Below are 19,535 nucleotides of genomic sequence, written 5' to 3'. Positions count from 1 at the left end.
GAGCCTCCAGGCTCTAAGGGACACTGACTTGTATCGGCATCGATACAATAATCTTTATCCCGGCATCGGTTTTTCGTCCATGCTGGCCTCTTCTACCCACAGTGCGTTACCCTTATGTCTTATGTGTGTTTTCCCACAAGGATTTAAGAAATGTCCGAGCCCGTTAAGCTGCGCGCTAACAGCCAGGCCCATTGCAAGGATTGCAGCCTGGCCCCCCTCTGCTTACCACTTTCATTGAATCTGGAAGACATGGATGCGCTGGACGAAATCGTTAAACGTGGACGCCCACTGAAAAAAGGCGAGTTTCTATATCGCCAGGGCGACAAGTTCGATTCTGTCTATGCAGTACGTTCGGGTGCATTGAAGACCTTCAGCCTGAGCGACAGTGGCGAAGAGCAGATCACCGGCTTCCACCTGCCGAGCGAGCTGGTCGGGCTGTCGGGGATGGACACCGAGATTCATCCGGTGTCGGCTCAGGCACTGGAGACCACATCGGTGTGCGAAATTCCTTTCGAACGCCTGGACGAACTGGCCCTGCAACTGCCGCAACTGCGCCGCCAACTGATGCGTGTCATGAGCCGCGAGATCCGGGACGACCAGCAAATGATGCTGCTGTTGTCGAAGAAAACCGCCGACGAGCGCATCGCCACCTTCCTGGTCAACCTGTCGGCGCGGTTCCGTGCCCGTGGTTTCTCGGCCAACCAGTTCCGCCTGAGCATGTCGCGCAATGAAATCGGCAATTACCTGGGCCTGGCGGTGGAAACCGTGTCCCGGGTATTTACCCGTTTCCAGCAGAACGAACTGCTTGCCGCCGAAGGCAAGGAAGTACACATCCTCGACCCGATCCAGCTGTGTGCGTTGGCGGGCGGCTCCCTGGAGGGCTGATCCAGACACTTGCGGCCGCGCCAATCGGCCAGGCCGCAAGGTATACTTCGAGTCCGTTTTCCGCCCCTGGACTCTGCGACGATGACCTTCGATTCGTTCGACATCAAATCCCTGATCCGCCCTGTCATCGACTTCCCCAAGCCTGGGGTGATCTTTCGTGACATCACGCCGCTGTTCCAGTCGCCCAAGGCCCTGCGCCTGGTGGCCGATACCTTCGTCCACCGCTACGTCGAAGCCGATTTCAGCCATATCGGTGCGATGGATGCCCGGGGTTTCCTGATCGGCTCGATCATCGCCTACCAATTGAACAAACCGCTGATCCTGTTCCGCAAACAGGGCAAGCTGCCGGCCGACGTGTTGGCCGAGGGTTACCAGACCGAATACGGCGAAGCCTTCCTCGAAGTGCATGCCGACAGCCTGTGTGAAGGCGACTCGGTGCTGATCTTCGATGACCTGATCGCCACCGGCGGCACGCTGATCGCCGCAGCAAACCTGGTGCGGCGCATGGGCGCGAAGGTGTTCGAAGCGGCGGCGATTATCGACCTGCCGGAACTGGGGGGCACACAACGCCTGGAAGATATGGAGATTCCGACGTTTTGCCTGACGCAATTTGCGCTGAGCGAGCGTTGAGGATTATCACCGAAACCACACAACCCATGTGGGAGCAAGCCCCCTCCCACACCTTGACCTGCCGCGTGGCTTAAAGCGCGATGGGTTTGCGACCGGCAAACGAATGCGCCAGGGTGCCGCCGTCCACCAACTCCAGCTCGCCACCCAGCGGCACACCGTGGGCGATCCGCGAGGTGACCAGGCCTTTGTTGCTTAGCAGTTGGGCGATGTAATGCGCAGTCGCTTCACCCTCCACGGTCGGGTTGGTGGCCAGGATCACTTCAGTAAACGTGCCCTGCGCTTCGATCCGCGCCACCAGTTGCGGAATGCCGATGGCTTCCGGGCCCAGGCCGTCCAACGGCGACAGATGGCCTTTGAGCACGAAATAACGCCCGCGATAACCGGTCTGTTCCACCGCGTACACGTCCATCGGCCCTTCCACCACGCATAACAGCGTGTCATCGCGACGCGGGTCGGCGCATTGCGGGCAGAGTTCTTCCTCGGTGAGGGTGCGGCACTGGCGACAGTGGCCAACGCCCTCCATGGCCTGGCTCAAGGCCTGGGCCAACCGGGTGCCGCCGCTGCGATCACGCTCCAGCAGTTGCAGCGCCATGCGCTGGGCGGTTTTCTGGCCGACACCGGGCAAAGTGCGCAGGGCGTCGATCAGTTGGCGAATCAGGGGGCTGAAGCTCATGGGCGAAGGGTCCGACAAAACAACGAGACGCGGTTTATACCCGCGCCCCGGATTAGCGTCAAATGCTCAATCCTGCGCGACGCGCACCACCAACTTGCCGAAGTTGCGTCCTTCGAGCAAACCGATAAAGGCTTGAGGCGCGTGTTCCAGGCCGTCGACCATGTCTTCGCGGAACTTGATCTTGCCGTCGCGTACCCACGGCGCCATGGCGCTGAGGAATTCCGGCTGGCGATCGCCGTAGTCATCGAACACGATAAAGCCCTGGATACGCACGCGCTTGGTCAGCAAGGTGCGTTGCAGCGCCGGCAGTCGATCAGGGCCGCTGGGCGCTTCATGGGCGTTATAGCCGGCGATCAGCCCGCATAGCGGGATCCGCGCCTTGGGGTTGAGCAGCGGCAGCACGGCATCGAACACCTTGCCGCCGACGTTTTCAAAGTAAATATCCACGCCCTTGAAACAGGCCAGGGCCAATTCATCGGCGAAGTTCTCGCTTTTGTGGTCGATGCAGGCATCAAAGCCCAGCTCATCCACCACGTAACGGCACTTGTCGGCCCCGCCCGCGACACCCACCACGCGCAGGCCCTTGAGCTTGGCCACCTGGCCCACCACCGAGCCCACCGCACCGGACGCGGCCGCCACCACCAGGGTTTCCCCGGCCTTGGGCTGGCCGATGTCCATCAGGCCCATGTAGGCGGTCATACCCGGCATGCCCAGCACGCCCAATGCCATCGACGGGCTGGCCAGACCGTTGGGCACCGGCATCAGGTTGCGACCGTCGCTAATGCTGTGGCTTTGCCAGCCGGTGGAGCCGACCACCAGGTCGCCCGCTTCGAATTTCGGGTTGCGCGACTGCTCGATACGGCTGACAGCGCCACCCGTCATCACTTCGTCGATTTCCACCGGAGCGGCGTAGGACGGTGCATCACTCATGCGCCCGCGCATGTAGGGGTCGAGGGACAGGTACAGCGTCTTCAACAGGACTTGGCCGTCTGCCAGTTCCGGCAGGGTCACACGTTCGAGGCGGAAGTTTTCCGCGGTTGGCGCGCCGTGAGGGCGCGAGACCAGGACAATGCGCTGGTTAAGCATCGGTTCTTGAGGCATCGGGGGGCTCCGTTATCGAGGGTCGAATTCAATGGCATCAAGTGCAGACACTGGCCAAGGCGCCGAGGTTCGACAAAGTTACCCTTGCGTAGCCGCTACGCAGGGGAAAACAGCCAAAAAAAATGCCAGGCGCGATGCCTGGCATTCCAGTCTAGCTAAGGCTGGCCGATCAGAACGGCAGTTTCATGCCCGGTGGCAGTTGCATGCCAGCGGTCACGCCGGACATTTTGTCCTGGCTGTTGGCTTCGATCTTGCGCACTGCGTCATTGACGGCCGCGGCGAACAGATCTTCCAGCACTTCACGGTCGTCATCGCTGACGCCTTCGAGCAGGCTCGGGTCGATGCTCACGCGCTTGATGTCGTGACGACCGGTCATCACCACGCTGACCATATCGCCACCGGCTTTACCGGTGACTTCGGCGTTGGCCAGCTCTTCCTGCATCTTGGCCATCTTTTCCTGCATCTGCTGTGCCTGCTTCATCAGGCCGGCCATGCCACCTTTCATCATGGGAATCACCTCAAAAGTACGTGGATCAATAAGTAGCCCGGTGTCATGACGCCTGGGGCACCGGGGCTTCGACAGGTTCAATAGTATCGTGACGGACGACCGCGCCGAACTGTTGCATCAATTGTTGGATGAGCGGGTCACCGTGGATCGACTCCTCAGCCTCGCGCTGGCGATTGAGGCGTCGGCGGGTCGCGGCCTGGGCCGGGGTTTCCTGCTCGGGCTTGATCAACTCGATGGTGATGCTCAGCGTGCGCTCATGATACTGGTTGAGGGCATCGTTGAGCCGGCGCTGCTGGGTCGCGTTGAACAGGGCGCTGTGGGCCGGGTCCAGGTGCAGCAACCAGTGGTCGCCCTCGATGGCGATCAGGGTGCAGTTGGCGGCGATGCTGCCGGTCATGCCGGAAATCGGCAGTTTCGGGAACAGCTCCAGCCATTGCAGGGCCAGGCCGGTGGCCGGCGCGGCAGCGGGTTCCGCTTCGGGCTCGGGGGCCGGCTCGGCGGTGTGTTCGCTGGCCAGTTCGTCGAGGTAGCTGTAGGCCGAATCGATGTCCGGCTCGATGTAGTCTTCGTCCAGCGGCGGTTCGTCGTCCAGGTCGATGCCGGGCGTTGCGGCGTCCACCTGGGCGACGGTCGGCTCGGGGACGGGCGCACTGACCCATTCCGGCGCATCCGGCACCACGCTGTCCGGCATTGGCGTAGGCATCGGCGTCAGCTCGGGCTGCTCGCCGGCGGTTTCCAGCACGGGCTCCACGGCGGGCTGCAGCTCGACCTCGGGTTCAGCCTCTGCCGGGGCATTCCAGGGCAGGTCGACCACCGGGGCCGGTTCGGGCTCGACAACCGGCACCGGCGCGATCACCGGCGCGACAACCACCGGCTCAGGCACCGGCGCAACCGGCGCAGGCGCAGCAACCGCTGGCGCGACCACCGCCGCGCCAGCCACTGATTTGGCGGAATCAACTGTGGCCTGGCTGATCCCCACTGGCTTTAGCGGCTGTCTCGGCGCGTCCGTCGCGTCGGCGGGGCGGAAGGCCAGCATGCGCAGCAGGACCATTTCGAAGCCGCCACGCGGGTCTGGTGCGAGGGGCAAGTCGCGGCGACCGATCAGGCCCATCTGGTAGTAGAACTGCACGTCTTCGGCTGGCAACGCCTGGGCCAGGGCCAACACGCGGTCGCGGTCGCCGTGGCCGTTGTCGACGCCTTCGGGCAGAGCCTGGGCGATGGCGACGCGGTGCAGCACGTTGAGGATTTCCGAGAGCACACCGTTCCAGTCCGGGCCCTGTTCCGACAAGTGGCGCACGGCTTCGAGCAACGCCTTGGCGTCGCCTTCGATCAGCGCGTGCAGCACGTCGAACACCTGGCCGTGGTCGAGGGTGCCGAGCATGGCACGCACATCGGCGGCCATGACCTTGCCTTCACCAAAGGCAATGGCCTGGTCGGTGAGGCTCATGGCGTCACGCATCGAACCATCGGCGGCACGGCCGAGCAGCCACAGCGCGTCGTCTTCGAACGGTACGTTTTCGACACCCAGCACGTGGGTCAAGTGCTCGACCACGCGCTCCGGGGTCATGTTTTTCAGGGAGAACTGCAGGCACCGCGACAAAATCGTTGCAGGGAGTTTCTGCGGGTCGGTGGTCGCCAGGATGAATTTGACGTAGGGCGGCGGCTCTTCCAGGGTTTTCAACAATGCGTTGAACGAATGACTGGAAAGCATGTGGACTTCGTCGATCAGGTAGACCTTGAAGCGGCCACGGCTCGGCGCGTACTGCACGTTATCGAGCAGCTCGCGGGTGTCTTCGACCTTGGTGCGGCTCGCGGCGTCGATCTCGATCAGGTCGACGAAACGCCCTTCGTCGATCTCGCGGCATACCGAGCAGGTACCGCAGGGCGTCGAGGTGATGCCCGTCTCACAGTTCAGGCACTTGGCAATGATTCGGGCAATGGTAGTCTTGCCGACACCGCGAGTACCGGTAAACAGGTAGGCGTGGTGCAGCCGTTGGCTGTCCAAGGCATTGATCAGAGCCTTGAGCACATGGGTCTGGCCGACCATTTCGCGGAACGAGCGCGGGCGCCATTTACGTGCAAGAACCTGATAACTCATCGAAAACCGTCGCAACTGAGAAGCGGAAGCCGGTAATGCTAGCGGAGCAAGGGGGAAATTGCATCCGGCACGCTTGCCTTATCTGCCTAAGATTGCCTGAGCGGCCCCGAAAAGGCCTGAACCCGGAGAGTGTATGCGCGTAGTCCTGGGCGCCTTATGGATGCTCACCACCGCCAGCCTTGCGGCGCCCGCGCCGTTGCGTTTCTCGGTTTCCGACAGTTGGGCGATGCCTATGGTGCAAGTGGAGGACGGCCAGCCCACCCAGGGTATTTTGTATGACCTGATGTCGAGCCTGGCCACCCAGGTCGGCCGCCCGGCCGAGTTCCACGTACTGGCGCGGGCACGCATTGCCGCAGCCATGGCCCATGGCGACATCGATGTGCGCTGTTATGTCGCCCAGGCCTGGCTCGACAACCTGTCTGGCGACTACCTCTGGAGCCTGCCGTTGCTGGTCCAGCGCAACGTATTGGTCAGCGTCCGCAACCAGCCGGTGCAATTGGCCCGGCTGGCGCCGCAGTCGATCGGAACGGTGCTCAATTACCGCTACCCCACGCTCGACCCATTGTTCGCCAAAGGCCAACTGAGGCGCGACGACGCCCGCAGCGAAGAACAAGTGCTGCACAAACTGGTGGCCGGGCGCTTCAAGTATGCGGTGAGCAATGAATGGATCGTCGACCGCTTCAACCAGCACCTGCCGATAGAACAGCGACTGCACAAAGTCGCCATCATCGAGGAGCAAAGCCTGGGCTGCGCCGTGCGCAACGACCCGGACCTGCCGGTGCAACAAATCCTGCGCACTCTGCTGCGGATGAAGATGTCAGGCGAAATCGACGACATCATCCAGCTGTACACCGGCGAAAACGCCGTGCCCCTGCACGCTCCTGACAAGAACTGACAGCGCCGCCTTTTAGACTGGGCTCAACCACCCCGTCCTCAAGGAGCCTCCATGAACGCCGTCGCCCAATACTTCCTGCTGTATGTCGACAGCCCCGCCACCAGCGCCAACTTCTACAGCCGCCTGCTGAACAAGCCACCGGTTGAATTGAACCCGACCTTTGCCCTGTTCATTCTCGATAATGGCGTCAAGCTCGGCCTGTGGTCGCGCCACAGCGTAGAGCCGGCCACCCAGGTCACGGGCGGTGGCGGCGAATTGGGTTTCCCCCTGCCCGACAACGCCGCCGTGGATGCCCTGCATGCCCAATGGCTGGCGCGGGGCGCCACGATCATCCAGTCTCCGACCGTCCTGGACTTTGGCTACACCTTTGTCGCCCAGGACCTCGACGGTCATCGGTTGCGCGCGTTCTGCATGAGCAACTGAGCCGCGCCGCCAACGGCCTTCGAGGCTGATGGCCGCCACACTGGCGAGCACGATCATCGCGCCGAGCATCACCTGCCCGGCGACGTGCTCGCCCAGCAATATCGCCGCCATCGCCATGGCCACCGGCGGAATCAAGTACATCGCCACCGATGCACGGCTGACCTCGATATGCTTCAACACATAAGCCCAGGCCAGGTACGCCAAGGCACTGGGGAAAATGCCCAGCACCAGCACCGCCAGGTTTTCCGGCCAGGGCGCCTGCGCCACGGCGGCGGGCAGGCCTGGCAGGTTCACGCAGAGCATCAAGGTGCCCGACCACACCATGTAGCACGCCAGGGTCAGCGGGCTGTAGCGGTGGGCACAGTGTTTCTGGATGGCGAAATACACGCTCCATGACACCGCCGCCAGCAGGATCAACAGGCCACGCGGGTCGATGTCGCCCACGCCCTGCTCACCCCAGATCACCACCAGCACGCCAAGCAACCCCAGCAACACACAGCTCCAGCGCCAGACACTGACCCGCTCCCTCAAGCAAAAAAACGCGATCAGCACACTGAACAGCGGCGCCGACTGCGCCAATACACTGGACGCCGCCGCCGTGACCCATTGCTGCCCATAGTTGAGGCAAGTGTGATGCAGGAACACCCCGAAAAAACCCAGCACCAGCAACCACGGCACATCTCGCAGGCGCGGCCGACCGATATCCAGCACCAACGCGACGCCGCCCATAAACACCGAGGCGATCAAAAATCGCAGCAACGCCAGTTGACCCGGACTGTAGCTGCGCAGCCCCATGTGTACGCCAATCGGCGAATAGGCCCAGCAGAGGATCACGCTGGCGATGACTAGCGTAAGCTTTAGGCGTGACGGGGAATTCATCAACGGCATCCAGAAACAGAGAAGGAATGCCGCCAGTCTTGGCCGGGTCACGTCGTAGGACAATTAAGCGTTTCTGACTTCTGAAATCAGTGGAACTGAGCAATGGAAATGGCCCAACTGAAGATGGTGCGAGCCGTGGCGCAAACCGGCAGCGTGGCTCAGGCCGCGGCGCAATTGCATTGCGTGCCGTCGAACATCACCACGCGCATCAAACAGCTGGAAAGCGAATTGGGCACGCCGCTGTTCATCCGTGCCGGACGCGGGCTGGCGATCAGCGCCGCCGGTGAAATCTTCCTCGATTACTGCGAACGCATCCTGGCCCTGGTGGACGAATCCAAACGCGCGGTGGACGCCAACGCTATCCCGCGGGGCACCTTGCGGATCGGCGCGGTAGAGTCCAGCGCCAGCGGCCGCCTGCCACCGCTGCTGGCGGAATACCATCGACGCTACCCCGACGTCAGCCTCGAACTGGTGACCGGCGCCTGGGGCCAACTGCTCGACGACCTGCAACACCACCGCCTGGACGTGGCGCTGGTGGCCGCCGGCAACAAACGCTCCAAGCTCGAACACAGCGTGGTCTACAGCGAACGCCTGGTGCTGATCGCCAGCGCCTGCAGCGCACCGATCAAGCGTGCCGAGGACCTGGCAGGGCGTACCCTGCTCGTCTGGCCGCCCGGCTGCCCTTATCGCGCCGCCTTGGAAAACTGGGTCAAGCCCCATGACTTCAAGCCGACCATCGCCAGCTATGCCAGTTGGGGCACGATCATCGGCTGCGTCAGCGCGGGGATCGGCGTGGCGCTGGCGCCGGAGGGCATTCTGGCGCGCTATGAGCAGGCCAATCAGCTGGCGTCATACCGGTTCGAAGAACTGGCGGCCGTGGATAACCTGCTGTTCTGGCACAAGGACACCCAGCGACATCTGGCCCGGGATGCATTCGCCGGGCTGCTGCGCGAAACCTTCGGCCAACCCTGAGCTAACATCAGCTTTTCGGGGCAGCCAATCGCGCGTACTGATCCTGGCTGATCCAGCCGATGAACGACCGATCCTGAGCATTGACGAACTCGACCTGGGCCCAGCCGTCCTTGAACGCCAGCACGCCGACCACATCCCCTTTGACGATATACGCACGCTTGGCCGCCTTGGCGCCCGGGGTCTTCAGCAAGTAGGCCTTGTCGGCGGACACGGTCACCAGGCCGATCCATGGCTTGTTGGCAGTCTGGCTCAGGTCCAGGCCGGTGGCGATTTCCGGCATCAACACACTGATGCAACCGGGATGCTGACGACCCTGTTCGACGGTCAGGGTCACACCGTCGGACGAAGGCGCCACGCTGCCGGGGTAGGCATCGTCAAGCCAGGTGGTCAACGCGTCGGGCTGGCCTTGCAGGTAGAACGCACAACCACGGGTCACGCCCTCGCCCAGTTCTTCGGCGTAGAAACCTTCGACCTGATGCTCGGGCGTCACCGCCAGCATCAACCCTTCGTACTTGCCCGAATGCAACACAGCGGAACCGGCGAATACCGGCGCCACGGCACACCACGACAACACACCCATCGCGAGATAACGGATCATCTTATTTTTTCCTCTCAAGTGCGTCGTAGGCTTTTTTCATGAGGTCATCATAGTTGCCGTAGTCCTCGCCGTTATAGTTACGGGCCATGGCGGTAAAGTCTTTGGCTTTCATGGCTTTCATCAATGCCGGGCTGTGGCTGCACAAGGCGAGGAAAGCCTTTAGTTGATTACCGGCATTAACTTTTAATGCGGCAACGAACTCAAATACGCTTGTGTAACCGCATGCCGCGAAATTGAACCCCATGATCTGAAACATGCCCCATGACGCCGACATCAAGGCAGCTTCCTGATTCAGCGCAAATGCGGTGGCCATGGTTTCCCAGGCCTTGATCTGATCCTTGTTATTGACCTGCCACTGCGGCCCGGCCTTTCTGACGTAGGGGTACGACAGCAACGGGTGCGCCTGGTCGTAGATACGCTTGGTGTACTTGCGAAACTGGTGCCCCTCAAAGGCGATCACCGGCAACTTGGCCGGGCCGAACCCGGAACGCCCACCCGATTCCACGGTGGCAAAGGCCCTGATGATATTGACGGAAATACCATTGCCCAACTGCGTAGCGGCGTTCTGGAAGTCGCTATCGCTCAGGGTAATGCCCCCGTCGCACGTGGCCTGAAGTATCAACTGCCGATTGCGCCGCTCGGCCTCGACCATCGCGCGCATGCGGTCCAGGTACACATTGACCGTGGCCTGTACCGCATCGCCGCTGTTGTTGCCGAACACATTGAGAAAGCTCGGGATACGCATCGTCGGGAAGGCCTTCACCGGCACCTTCACCGCTTCCTCGATCAGGCTGTTGAACGTGCGGCCGGTGGGGTCGATCACGCCATCGGGATGGGCGTACTTGAGATGGCGGAACTGATACTGGCTGATGCACTGCACCAATTGGCCGTCGCACTTGCCGTTTTCAGCCAACGGAAACCCCATCTTGGGGATGATCAAATTGAATAAATACTGAATGCACTGAACATCGGCGGGCAAGTTACGGGCTTTACCGGGCGCGCCAACTGAAGCACTGATAAGACGGGGTAACCCTTGCAGGCTTTTCATCACAGACATCCTTGTTAGTTAAAGAAGTGATAGCACTTCAATATCAAATCAGCGCCATTGTCATACTCTGAAACAAGTGGCCGGCGGAAACTAACAAGGTGGTTTGAGGTTGTCCAGCAGGGCTTTTTAACGGTGTGAAATAGCCGTCATACGCTGCGCAGTAAAACAACGGCAGATGACTGAAAAGAAGCTGGAAGGATGTGAAACAGAAGAGGTACGGCAAGGAGGAGCGTTATGGAGGCAACCCCACCAGCCACACCCCGGCACACAATGTTCCCGCTGTGGCTGCTGCCTTCCGGCTCTGACCAGGTTCACGGGTAATCGTTGCGGGGGGACCGATGGGGTCACCATAACGACGCTGGCCTCTCGGCAAGCCGCGCCATTGTACCGATCTGATCGGAAGTTACAACCGTTAGTGCGGGATTAAAAAATGAAGAGGTTCAAGCACTTGCCCTAACCGCCCGGATCTCTCCTTCATGCCTGTGCCTGCAGGGCCTCATCCGCCCTGCCGCCCTCTTCCTGGATGACCAGGTGAATGAAGTGCAGCTTGGCGATCACTGCCGGTGGCAGTACGAAGGGGTAGAAATCCGGCTGGCCCATGGCGCGGGACAGTTCGTTGAGCATGCCGGCCAGTTCGATCCAGGCGTTGACGAATGACAGGAACGCCGCGCCGCCGGGGTGTTCGGGGTCGTAGAGGGTGGTGCGGGGGAACGGCTGGTAATCCAGGTCCATTTCGCGGGCGCTCATGCCGAAGCCCAGGGCGGTGTCGACGGCGTCCATCATGTGCAGATAATGCGCCCAGGTTTCGGCCCAGTCTTCCCAGGGGTGCATGGTGGCGTAGGCGCTGACGCAGGTGTGGTGCCAATCCGCGCGCGGGCCGTTCTGGTAGTGCTGGTCGAGGGCGTCGGCGTAACTGGCGCGTTCGTCGCCGAACAGGTGGCGAAACGCTGGAAGCCAGTGGCTGTTGGCGATCAGCCGATCCCAATAGTAATGGCCGACTTCATGGCGAAAGTGGCCGAGCAAGGTGCGGTACGGTTCGCGCATCTGCACACGGATTTTTTCGCGGTGGGCGTCGTCGGCTTCCTTGATGTCGAGGGTGATCAGGCCGTTGGCATGGCCGGTGGTCGGCGCATTGCCTTCCAGGTCGATGCCAACGAAGTCGAAGGCCAGGCCGTTGTCTTCGTCGACGCTTTTGGGCACGACCTGCAAACCCAGGCTGATCAGTTGCGCCACCAGCCGGCGCTTGGCCGTCTCGACCTTGCCCCAGCGCTCGGGGTTTTCTGCGATCGACAGGTCGGGAATGGTGCGATTCAGGCTGCACGCCACGCACAGCGCGGCGGTGCTGTGGGCGGGAATCAGCCAGTTGCAGGCGGCCGGGCTGTCGAGGTTGGCGCAGCGGCGGAAAGCGCCGGCGTCGGGGTTGTCGTCCAGCAGCCAAGTGTCGACGACCGGGCCCGCCTGCAATGAAGACAGGCGGCTTTGTTGCGGTGGGTAGCCGAGCAGCGCCGAGCAGGCCAGGCATTGGCTGTTGCGAAAGAACAGCGACTGGCCACACCGGCACTGCCAGACCTTGCTGTTGCGCGAGGATTCGGCCATGAACGGTGCGGCGATGCGCGAACTGAGTTGCTCGAAGAAGCGGTACATGGCGATCTCTCCCGGGGTGACGAAGACTAGATCATTTCGCGCCCGGGATCGTTCCACTTTCTTCGAAGGGCCGCTTCGCAGCCCAGCGGGAGCAAGCGCCCGCGCCACAAGAAGTTGTCAGACAGTGATGTTGTGCCGAGCCAGAAAGTCCACGAAGGCGTCTTCGTCCAGAACCTTCAGGCCCAGCTCGCTGGCCTTGGCCAACTTCGAACCGGCACCCGGCCCGGCCACCACGCAATAGGTTTTCGCCGACACCGAACCGGCCACCTTGGCGCCGAGGCTTTCGAGCTTGTCCTTGGCCACGTCGCGGCTCATCCGCTCCAGCGAGCCGGTCAGCACCCAGGTGTGCCCCGCCTCCGGCAAACCTTCGATCACTTTTTTCGCGCTCTGCCAGTGCATGCCGAATTCCTCGAGTTGCTGCTCGATGGCCAGGGCACGCTGGGCGTGGTCGGGGTTATCGAAGAACTCGCGCACGGCCTTGGCCTGCTTCTCGGGCAGCGCCTGGCGCATATCGAGCCAGTCGGCCTTGATCACGCCTTCGAGGGAGCCGAACTTGTCCGCCAGTTTCTGCGCGGCGCCGGGGCCGACGCTGGGCACGTTGAGTTTGTCGAGCAAACCGCCGAGGGTGGTGCTGGCGGCGAACTCCGCGCTCAGGTCGCCTTGGTCCTGCAGTTGCAGGCCGCACTTTTCCGGCGCCAACAGCGCGCCGATCACGTCCTGGTTGTGGCGGTCTTCAAAGAAGCTGTGGATCTCGTGCGCCACTTCCAGGCCCACGTCCGGCAGGTACGTCAGCACTTCCGGCAAAGCGCGCTGCACGCGCTCCAGGGACGCCAGGGAGCGCGCCAGCACCTTGGCGGTCTCCTCGCCCACGTCGGGAATGCCCAGGGCGTAGATGAAACGTGCCAGGGTCGGCGTCTTGCTGTGTTCGATGGCGCTGATCAGCTTTTTGCTGGAGACATCGGCGAAGCCTTCCAGGTCGATGATCTGTTCGTACTTGAGCATGTACAGATCCGCCGGCGAGGCGATGAGTTTTTCGTCGACCAATTGCTCGATGGTCTTGTCGCCCAGGCCGTCGATGTCCATCGCCCGGCGCGAGACGAAATGGATGATCGCCTGCTTGAGCTGCGCCCCGCAGGCCAGGCGACCGACGCAGCGGTACACTGCGCCTTCGCTGACGGTTTCCTTGCCCTTGCTGCGCTTGACCAGTTGCGTGCGCTCGACGTGGGAGCCGCACACCGGGCAGCTTTCCGGGATATGCACCGCGCGGGCGTGTGCCGGGCGGCGCTCGGTGACCACTGAGACGACCTGCGGGATCACGTCCCCGGCGCGGCGGATGATCACCGTGTCGCCGATCATCAGGCCCAGGCGCGCCACTTCATCCATGTTGTGCAGGGTGGCGTTGGACACGGTCACACCCGCGACCTTGACCGGTTTCAGACGCGCCACCGGGGTGACGGCGCCGGTGCGGCCGACCTGGAATTCCACGTCGAGCAGCTCGGTCAACTCTTCCATGGCCGGGAATTTGTGCGCGATCGCCCACCGCGGCTCACGAGCGCGGAAACCCAGTTCGCGCTGGGAGGCAATGCTGTTGACCTTGAACACCACACCGTCGATTTCATAGGGCAGGTTACTACGCCGCTCGCCGATATCGCGGTAGTAGTCCAGGCATTCCTGGATGCCCTTGGCCAGTTTCAGCTCATGACTGATCGGCATGCCCCACTTCTGCAACTGCTGCAAATTGCCGATGTGGGTGTCGCTGATATCCGCCGTCACCTGGCCAATGCCGTAGCAGCAGAACTCCAGCGGGCGGCTGGCGGTGATTTTCGAATCCAGCTGGCGCAGGCTGCCGGCGGCGGCGTTGCGCGGGTTGGCGAAGGTCTTGCCGCCGACTTCCAGTTGCGAGGCGTTCAGGCGCTCGAAACCGGCCTTGGACATGAACACCTCGCCGCGCACTTCCAGGGTCGCCGGCCAGCCGCTGCCGTGCAGCTTCAACGGGATATTGCGCACGGTACGCACATTCACGCTGATGTCTTCGCCGGTGGTGCCGTCGCCCCGGGTGGCGCCGCGCACCAGTTCGCCGTTCAGATACAGCAGGCTGACCGCCAGGCCATCCAACTTCGGCTCGCAGCTGTATTCCACCGCGGCACCGCCGCCAAACAGGTCGCCGGCCGGCAGGTCGAGGCCTTCGGTCACCCGGCGATCGAACTCGAGCATGGTGGTTTCATCGAAGGCGTTGCCCAGGCTGAGCATCGGAATCTCATGCTTGACCTGGGTGAACGCCGACAACGCCGCACCGCCGACCCGCTGCGTCGGCGAATCACGCGTGACCAGCTCCGGATGCTCGGCCTCCAGGGCCTTGAGTTCCTGGAACAAGCGATCGTACTCGGCGTCCGGGATGCTCGGCTCGTCGAGGACGTAATAACGGTAGTCGTGCTGATCCAGTTCAGCGCGCAATTCGAGGATGCGGGTGTGGGCGGCGGTCATGGGTGTTCTCTCATAAAGCAAAAGAGCAGCCGAAGCTGCTCAAATGTTGGTGCGCTTATTCTATCGACAACGCTTGAGGCCAAACCTCAGCGTTTCTGTGTCAGGGCGCGACGCTCGAACTCGACGATGCGCTGACGGTAGTGTTCGATGGTCTGGGCGGTCAGGACGCTGCGCTGATCGTCCTTCAGTTCGCCGTTGAGCTCCTGGGACAGCTTGCGCGCTGCGGCAACCATCACGTCGAAGGCCTGTTTCGGATGACGCGGACCCGGCAGGCCGAGGAAGAAGCTCACGGCCGGGGTGCTGAACAGGTCGATGTCGTCCAGGTCGAAGGTGCCCGGCTTGACGGCGTTGGCCATCGAGAACAGCACTTCGCCATTACCGGCCATGCTTTCGTGGCGGTGGGAGATATCCATCTCGCCAAAGCGCAGGCCGCTTTCCAGGATGTTCTGCAACAGTGCCGGGCCCTTGAAGCCAGCGGCGTCGCGGCAGATCACGCTGATCACCAGGACTTCTTCGGCGGCCGGCTGATCGTTCACCGACTGGCGCGGCGCACTCTTGGCCGGGCTCTCGTCAGGGAAATCGTCATCGCGGCTGCTGAAGCTCGGGCCGTCGTCCACGCCCAGGTTCAGGTCGCCCTGATGCGGCTCGGCGGCGGCACTGCCACGTTTGCCACGCTTGGAAGACGGCTCGCGGGCTTCGCGCACAGGGGCGCTCATGGACGGCAAGTCATGTTCGTCCAGTTGCGGTTCCTTGTGGGTATCCAGCACACGGGGCGGCCCCAGCAGCTCGGCGCTGCCGTCGTCGTCGGGCAAGTTGGACAGGTTGCGGTCCAGACGGAACTTGAGCTTGCCCTTGCCGCCGCGCATACGGCGCCAGCCATCAAAAAGAATACCGGCAATGACAATAATGCCGATGACGATCAGCCACTCGCGCAGACCGATTTCCATGTAATCCCGTGCCTCTAATAAAAAATGCTGAAAAATAAGGGGTTTAGCACCGTGCAAACCGCTTTAAAACGTGGCGCCAACTCTATGTTCTGACTGACGTTTTGCCCACGCATACGAAAAATTGACATTAAACTAGCACGACCAAAGATAACTTTACACCGTCTGTCAAAATGCCTTGAACAAATATGCCAATTTGCCACTTTCGTCAGACCGGTAAACCGCCCTACATCGCGCTGATAATCTTCGTTGCCGGCATGGCTCAGGAATCCACCATCGCCATCGCCTCTTCGACATCCACCGCCACCAATCGCGAACAGCCCGGCTCGTGCATCGTCACCCCCATCAACTGATCCGCCATTTCCATGGCGATCTTGTTGTGGGTGATATAGATGAACTGCACGGTCTGGGACATCTCTTTGACCAGGCGTGCGTAACGTCCAACGTTAGCGTCATCCAGTGGCGCGTCAACTTCATCGAGCATGCAGAACGGCGCCGGGTTCAACTTGAAGATGGCAAACACCAGGGCCAATGCGGTCAGGGCTTTTTCGCCGCCGGACAACAAATGGATGGTGCTGTTCTTCTTGCCCGGAGGCCGCGCCATGATCGTTACCCCTGTATCGAGTAGATCTTCGCCCGTCAGTTCCAAGTAAGCGCTGCCGCCACCGAAAACTTTTGGGAATAACGCCTGTAAACCGCCGTTAATCTGATCAAAGGTATCTTTGAAGCGGTTGCGGGTTTCCTTGTCGATCTTGCGGATCACGTTTTCCAGGGTGTCCAGGGCTTCCACCAGATCGGCGTCCTGAGCGTCCAGATAACGTTTACGCTCGGACTGTTGCTGGTATTCGTCGATGGCGGCGAGGTTGATCGCACCGAGTCGCTGGATACGCGCGGCAATCCGCTCAAGTTCTTCTTCGGCGTCTTTCTCGTTGGCCTGGGCGGTCAGGGTGTTGAGCACGCCGTGCAGGTCGTAGCCGTCTTCGAGCAGTTGGTCCTGCAGGGTTTTGCGCCGCACGGTCAGGGCCTGCCATTCCATGCGCTGTTGCTCGAGCTGGCCGCGAATCAGTTGGGATTGCTGCTCGGCCTGGGTGCGGCGTTTTTCCGCGTCGCGCAGTTCGCGGTCGGCGTCTTCCAGGGCGATTTGCGCGGTCTTGAGTTCTTCGTCGACGGTCATGCGCTTGTCGAGCAGTTCTTCGAGCTTGAGCCGCAACTCTTCCAGGGGCGCTTCGCCCTCCTCCAGGTTGAGGCTCAGTTGCTCACGCTTTTCGGTCAGGCGCTCGGACTGCATCTCCAGGCGCTCCAGGGCCTGGCGCGTGGAATCGTGCTGGGCGCGCAGGGAGCCGAGGCGTACCGCCAACTGGTGGGCGTGGTCCTTGTGCTGGCGCGCTTCCTGGCGGACCCGGTCGAGGCGTTCGCGCAGGCTGTCGCGCTGGGCCAGCAGCAATTCGCGCTGCTCGGTGTCGACGGCCATGCTGTCGAGGGCTTCCTGCAATTGCAGGCGCGCCTCGCCGATCTGTTCGTGTTCGAGGGCGCGCTGCTCGCCCATCTCGGCCACTTCTTCGTCGAGGCGAGTGCGGCGCAGGGTCAGTTGCTCGACCTTGGCCTTGCTCGCCGACAACTGGGCTTTCAATTCGCCCTGCTGGCGCGCTTCGTCCTGCAACAGGCGGCGCAGGTGTTCGCGGCCGGTCTCTTGCTGGCGCTGGGTGGCGCGCAGGGTCTGCAGTTCGGTTTCCAGGCTTTCCAGGGTGGCTTCGCGCTCTTCACGCTCGGCGATCAGCTTGACGATTTCCTGGCCACGGGCCAATACGCCACTTTCCGCCTCACTGGCGCGGCGCACCCGCAGGAAGTGGCGGCCGACCCAATAACCGTCGCGGCTGATCAGGCTTTCGCCGGCGCCCAGTTGACCGCGCTGGGCCAGCGCCTGCTCGAGGGATTCCACCGGTTTGACCTGGCCCAGCCACGGCGCCAGGTCAAGCGCGGCCTCGACTTTATCCAGCAGGCTGCCCGGCACACGCGCGCCATCGGCGGCGGGGCTGAGCAAGCGCAGATCGCCCTGGGCAAAACCGGCCAGGTCGAAGCCGGCAAAATCATCCACCAGCACCGCTTGCAGGTCGGCGCCGAGCACGGTTTCCACCGCCAACTCCCAACCGGCCTCGACCTTCAAGCCCTCCGCCAGACGCGGGCGTTCGGCCAAGTGCTGGTCACGCAGCCATTCGGCGGTGCCGGTGCCAGGGTCCAACGCGGCCTGCTGCAAGGCTTCGAGGGACGCCAGGCGCCCGTTGAGCCGCTGCAGATCGCCCTGGGCCTGTTGCTGGGCCTGGGTCGCCTGTTGCAGTTGCTGACGCAATTGCTCCAGGCGCTCCACTTGCTGTTCTTCGCTGGCTTCCAGCTCTTCGAGGGTCATTTCGCTTTCGGCGAGTTGCTCGCTCAGCTCCAGGATCGCCGCGTCTTCCGGGTCGGCGGCGAGCAGCACGCGCTCTTCCTGCAAGCGACGCTGGCGCTCGGCCAGGCGCTCCATGCTGGTTTCCAGTTGCTGGATGCGCGACTGCTGCACCTCAGCCTGGCGGCGCGGTTCGGCGGAGCGCAGGTTGAAGGTGTCCCACTGCTCCTGCCAGCCGTGCATGGTGGTCTCGGATTCTTCCAGAGTGGCGGCGGCTTCTTCGGCAGCAGCGCTGGTGATTTCCTGTTCGGGGGTGAGCATGTCCAGCTCTTCGCCGAGGGTCAGCAGCAAGGTGCGGTCGTGGCCGAGGTGGGACTCGGTCTCCAGGCGCGCGCGCTCGGCTTCCTTCAGATCGTCCTGCAACTGGCGCAGACGTTGCTGGCCGTGCTGGATGCTCTGCTCAACCCGGGCGATGTCGCCGCCCACCGAATAGAAGCGGCCCTGCACCAGATTGAAGCGCTCGGACAGGTCATGATGCCCGTCGCGCAGGCGCTCGATGCTGGCGTCGGCGTTGCGTTGTTCGGCCACCAGGGCTTCGAAGCTGATTTCCTGGGTGCCGATGATCGCTTCGCGCTGGCCGACCTGATCGTTCAGCGCCTGCCAGCGCAGGGCCGACAGTTGTGCCTTGAGCTGACGCTCTTCGCCCTTGTATTCCTGATACTTCTCGGCGGCCTGGGCCTGGCGGTGCAGGCGCTCCAACTGGCGCTCCAGCTCTTCGCGCAGGTCGGTCAGGCGGGCGAGGTTTTCATGGGTGCGGCGGATACGGTTTTCGGTCTCGCGACGGCGCTCCTTGTACTTGGAGATGCCGGCAGCTTCTTCGATAAAGTTACGCAGGTCTTCGGGCTTGGCTTCGATCAGCTTGGAGATCATGCCCTGTTCGATGATCGAGTAGCTGCGCGGGCCAAGGCCGGTGCCGAGGAAGATATCGGTGATGTCCCGACGGCGACACTTGGTGCCGTTGAGGAAGTAACTGTTCTGGCTGTCGCGCGTCACTTTGCGGCGGATGGAAATTTCCGCGTAGGCCGCGTATTCGCCGACCAGGGTGCCGTCAGAGTTGTCGAACACCAGTTCGATGCTGGCCTGGCTCACCGGCTTGCGACTGGTGGAGCCGTTGAAGATGACGTCGGTCATCGACTCGCCACGCAGGTTTTTTGCCGAGCTCTCGCCCATCACCCAGCGCACGGCATCGATGATGTTCGACTTGCCGCAGCCATTGGGCCCGACCACCGCCGCCATGTTACTGGGGAAGTTCACCGTGGTCGGGTCGACGAAGGATTTGAACCCCGCCAGTTTGATGCACTTGAGCCGCACGC

15 protein-coding genes, 1 other RNA gene and 1 pseudogene are annotated in these 19,535 nt (G+C 62.3%); 5 read left to right on the top strand and 12 right to left on the bottom strand.

What is annotated here, in order from left to right; all coding sequences use genetic code 11:
- Positions 1-150 precede the first annotated feature (150 nt).
- The gene (fnr, locus tag NR164_RS10205) at positions 151-885 is read left to right on the top strand and encodes a fumarate/nitrate reduction transcriptional regulator Fnr (RefSeq protein WP_017845249.1); all 735 of its coding nucleotides are present in this window, start codon (positions 151-153) and stop codon (positions 883-885) included.
- Positions 886-966: 81 nt separating this feature from the next.
- Positions 967-1,515: an adenine phosphoribosyltransferase gene (locus tag NR164_RS10200; RefSeq protein WP_017845248.1), complete on the top strand. Its 549-nt coding sequence runs from the start codon at positions 967-969 to the stop codon at positions 1,513-1,515.
- A 70-nt stretch (positions 1,516-1,585) separates the two neighbouring features.
- Here NR164_RS10200 and recR read toward each other — a convergent pair whose 3' ends face one another.
- The 4 genes from recR to dnaX all read right to left on the bottom strand — a co-directional run bounded on the left by recR (position 1,586) and on the right by dnaX (position 5,895).
- Positions 1,586-2,188, bottom strand: a complete 603-nt coding sequence (gene recR, locus NR164_RS10195; protein WP_017845247.1) for a recombination mediator RecR — start codon at positions 2,186-2,188, stop codon at positions 1,586-1,588.
- Between the two features lie 66 nt (positions 2,189-2,254).
- Complete coding sequence (locus NR164_RS10190) at positions 2,255-3,289, bottom strand: NADP-dependent oxidoreductase (protein WP_046382453.1); 1,035 nt, start codon at positions 3,287-3,289, stop codon at positions 2,255-2,257.
- Positions 3,290-3,458: 169 nt separating this feature from the next.
- Positions 3,459-3,797: a YbaB/EbfC family nucleoid-associated protein gene (locus tag NR164_RS10185; RefSeq protein WP_017527493.1), complete on the bottom strand. Its 339-nt coding sequence runs from the start codon at positions 3,795-3,797 to the stop codon at positions 3,459-3,461.
- A 43-nt stretch (positions 3,798-3,840) separates the two neighbouring features.
- Positions 3,841-5,895 (bottom strand): DNA polymerase III subunit gamma/tau, encoded by a 2,055-nt coding sequence (gene dnaX / locus NR164_RS10180; protein WP_046489423.1) that lies wholly within the window; start codon positions 5,893-5,895, stop codon positions 3,841-3,843.
- A gap of 133 nt (positions 5,896-6,028) precedes the next feature.
- On the opposite strand from dnaX, the gene NR164_RS10175 reads away from it, so the two are divergent.
- Both NR164_RS10175 and NR164_RS10170 read left to right on the top strand, forming a co-directional pair.
- Complete coding sequence (locus tag NR164_RS10175) at positions 6,029-6,790, top strand: ABC transporter substrate-binding protein (RefSeq protein ID WP_256822712.1); 762 nt, start codon at positions 6,029-6,031, stop codon at positions 6,788-6,790.
- 51 nt (positions 6,791-6,841) lie between these two features.
- A complete protein-coding gene (locus NR164_RS10170; RefSeq protein ID WP_256822745.1) occupies positions 6,842-7,213 on the top strand; it encodes a VOC family protein in 372 nt (123 codons plus the stop codon).
- Here NR164_RS10170 and NR164_RS10165 read toward each other — a convergent pair.
- A pseudogene (locus NR164_RS10165) lies at positions 7,130-8,092 on the bottom strand (DMT family transporter); the annotation flags it as partial. The gene NR164_RS10170 and the pseudogene NR164_RS10165 sit on opposite strands and share 84 nt — an antisense overlap.
- 102 nt (positions 8,093-8,194) lie before the next feature.
- Here NR164_RS10165 and NR164_RS10160 point away from each other — a divergent pair.
- Complete coding sequence (locus tag NR164_RS10160) at positions 8,195-9,064, top strand: LysR family transcriptional regulator (RefSeq protein WP_017845241.1); 870 nt, start codon at positions 8,195-8,197, stop codon at positions 9,062-9,064.
- 7 nt (positions 9,065-9,071) lie between these two features.
- On the opposite strand, the gene NR164_RS10155 is transcribed toward NR164_RS10160, so the two are convergent.
- From NR164_RS10155 to smc, 7 genes are all read right to left on the bottom strand, one after another.
- On the bottom strand, positions 9,072-9,662 hold the full coding sequence (locus NR164_RS10155) for a hypothetical protein (protein WP_017845240.1): 591 nt from the start codon (positions 9,660-9,662) through the stop codon (positions 9,072-9,074).
- 1 nt (position 9,663) lies between these two features.
- Positions 9,664-10,710: an N-acetylmuramidase family protein gene (locus NR164_RS10150; RefSeq protein WP_046382448.1), complete on the bottom strand. Its 1,047-nt coding sequence runs from the start codon at positions 10,708-10,710 to the stop codon at positions 9,664-9,666.
- A 244-nt stretch (positions 10,711-10,954) separates the two neighbouring features.
- Positions 10,955-11,051, bottom strand: an RNA gene (gene ffs, locus NR164_RS10145) — signal recognition particle sRNA small type.
- A gap of 133 nt (positions 11,052-11,184) precedes the next feature.
- Positions 11,185-12,354, bottom strand: a complete 1,170-nt coding sequence (locus NR164_RS10140; RefSeq protein WP_256822711.1) for a putative zinc-binding metallopeptidase — start codon at positions 12,352-12,354, stop codon at positions 11,185-11,187.
- A 117-nt stretch (positions 12,355-12,471) separates the two neighbouring features.
- Entirely contained in the window at positions 12,472-14,838 is a 2,367-nt protein-coding gene (gene ligA / locus NR164_RS10135; RefSeq protein WP_256822710.1) for an NAD-dependent DNA ligase LigA, read from the bottom strand.
- Between the two features lie 86 nt (positions 14,839-14,924).
- Positions 14,925-15,785: a cell division protein ZipA gene (gene zipA, locus NR164_RS10130; protein ID WP_256822709.1), complete on the bottom strand. Its 861-nt coding sequence runs from the start codon at positions 15,783-15,785 to the stop codon at positions 14,925-14,927.
- A gap of 259 nt (positions 15,786-16,044) precedes the next feature.
- Positions 16,045-19,533 carry a chromosome segregation protein SMC gene (gene smc, locus NR164_RS10125; RefSeq protein WP_046489415.1) on the bottom strand — a complete coding sequence of 1,163 codons (3,489 nt, stop codon included), beginning with the start codon at positions 19,531-19,533 and terminating at the stop codon, positions 16,045-16,047.
- Positions 19,534-19,535 lie beyond the last annotated feature (2 nt).

The sequence above is a fragment of the Pseudomonas sp. Pse79 genome, assembly GCF_024519615.1.
In the GTDB taxonomy this organism is placed as follows: Bacteria; Pseudomonadota; Gammaproteobacteria; order Pseudomonadales; family Pseudomonadaceae; genus Aquipseudomonas; species Aquipseudomonas veronii.
The sequence above is the reverse complement of the archived record's forward strand: the minus strand, read 5'-3'. Positions and strand labels throughout refer to the sequence as shown.

What these genes read in the sequence shown, in the direction of transcription:
- fnr (WP_017845249.1), top strand. Translation starts at nt 151, where the DNA reads ATGTCCGAGCCCGTTAAGCTGCGCGCTAACAGCCAGGCCCATTGCAAG.
- NR164_RS10200 (WP_017845248.1), top strand. Translation starts at nt 967, where the DNA reads ATGACCTTCGATTCGTTCGACATCAAATCCCTGATCCGCCCTGTCATC.
- recR (WP_017845247.1), bottom strand. Translation starts at nt 2,188, where the DNA reads ATGAGCTTCAGCCCCCTGATTCGCCAACTGATCGACGCCCTGCGCACT.
- NR164_RS10190 (WP_046382453.1), bottom strand. Translation starts at nt 3,289, where the DNA reads ATGCCTCAAGAACCGATGCTTAACCAGCGCATTGTCCTGGTCTCGCGC.
- NR164_RS10185 (WP_017527493.1), bottom strand. Translation starts at nt 3,797, where the DNA reads ATGATGAAAGGTGGCATGGCCGGCCTGATGAAGCAGGCACAGCAGATG.
- dnaX (WP_046489423.1), bottom strand. Translation starts at nt 5,895, where the DNA reads ATGAGTTATCAGGTTCTTGCACGTAAATGGCGCCCGCGCTCGTTCCGC.
- NR164_RS10175 (WP_256822712.1), top strand. Translation starts at nt 6,029, where the DNA reads ATGCGCGTAGTCCTGGGCGCCTTATGGATGCTCACCACCGCCAGCCTT.
- NR164_RS10170 (WP_256822745.1), top strand. Translation starts at nt 6,842, where the DNA reads ATGAACGCCGTCGCCCAATACTTCCTGCTGTATGTCGACAGCCCCGCC.
- NR164_RS10160 (WP_017845241.1), top strand. Translation starts at nt 8,195, where the DNA reads ATGGAAATGGCCCAACTGAAGATGGTGCGAGCCGTGGCGCAAACCGGC.
- NR164_RS10155 (WP_017845240.1), bottom strand. Translation starts at nt 9,662, where the DNA reads ATGATCCGTTATCTCGCGATGGGTGTGTTGTCGTGGTGTGCCGTGGCG.
- NR164_RS10150 (WP_046382448.1), bottom strand. Translation starts at nt 10,710, where the DNA reads ATGAAAAGCCTGCAAGGGTTACCCCGTCTTATCAGTGCTTCAGTTGGC.
- NR164_RS10140 (WP_256822711.1), bottom strand. Translation starts at nt 12,354, where the DNA reads ATGTACCGCTTCTTCGAGCAACTCAGTTCGCGCATCGCCGCACCGTTC.
- ligA (WP_256822710.1), bottom strand. Translation starts at nt 14,838, where the DNA reads ATGACCGCCGCCCACACCCGCATCCTCGAATTGCGCGCTGAACTGGAT.
- zipA (WP_256822709.1), bottom strand. Translation starts at nt 15,785, where the DNA reads ATGGAAATCGGTCTGCGCGAGTGGCTGATCGTCATCGGCATTATTGTC.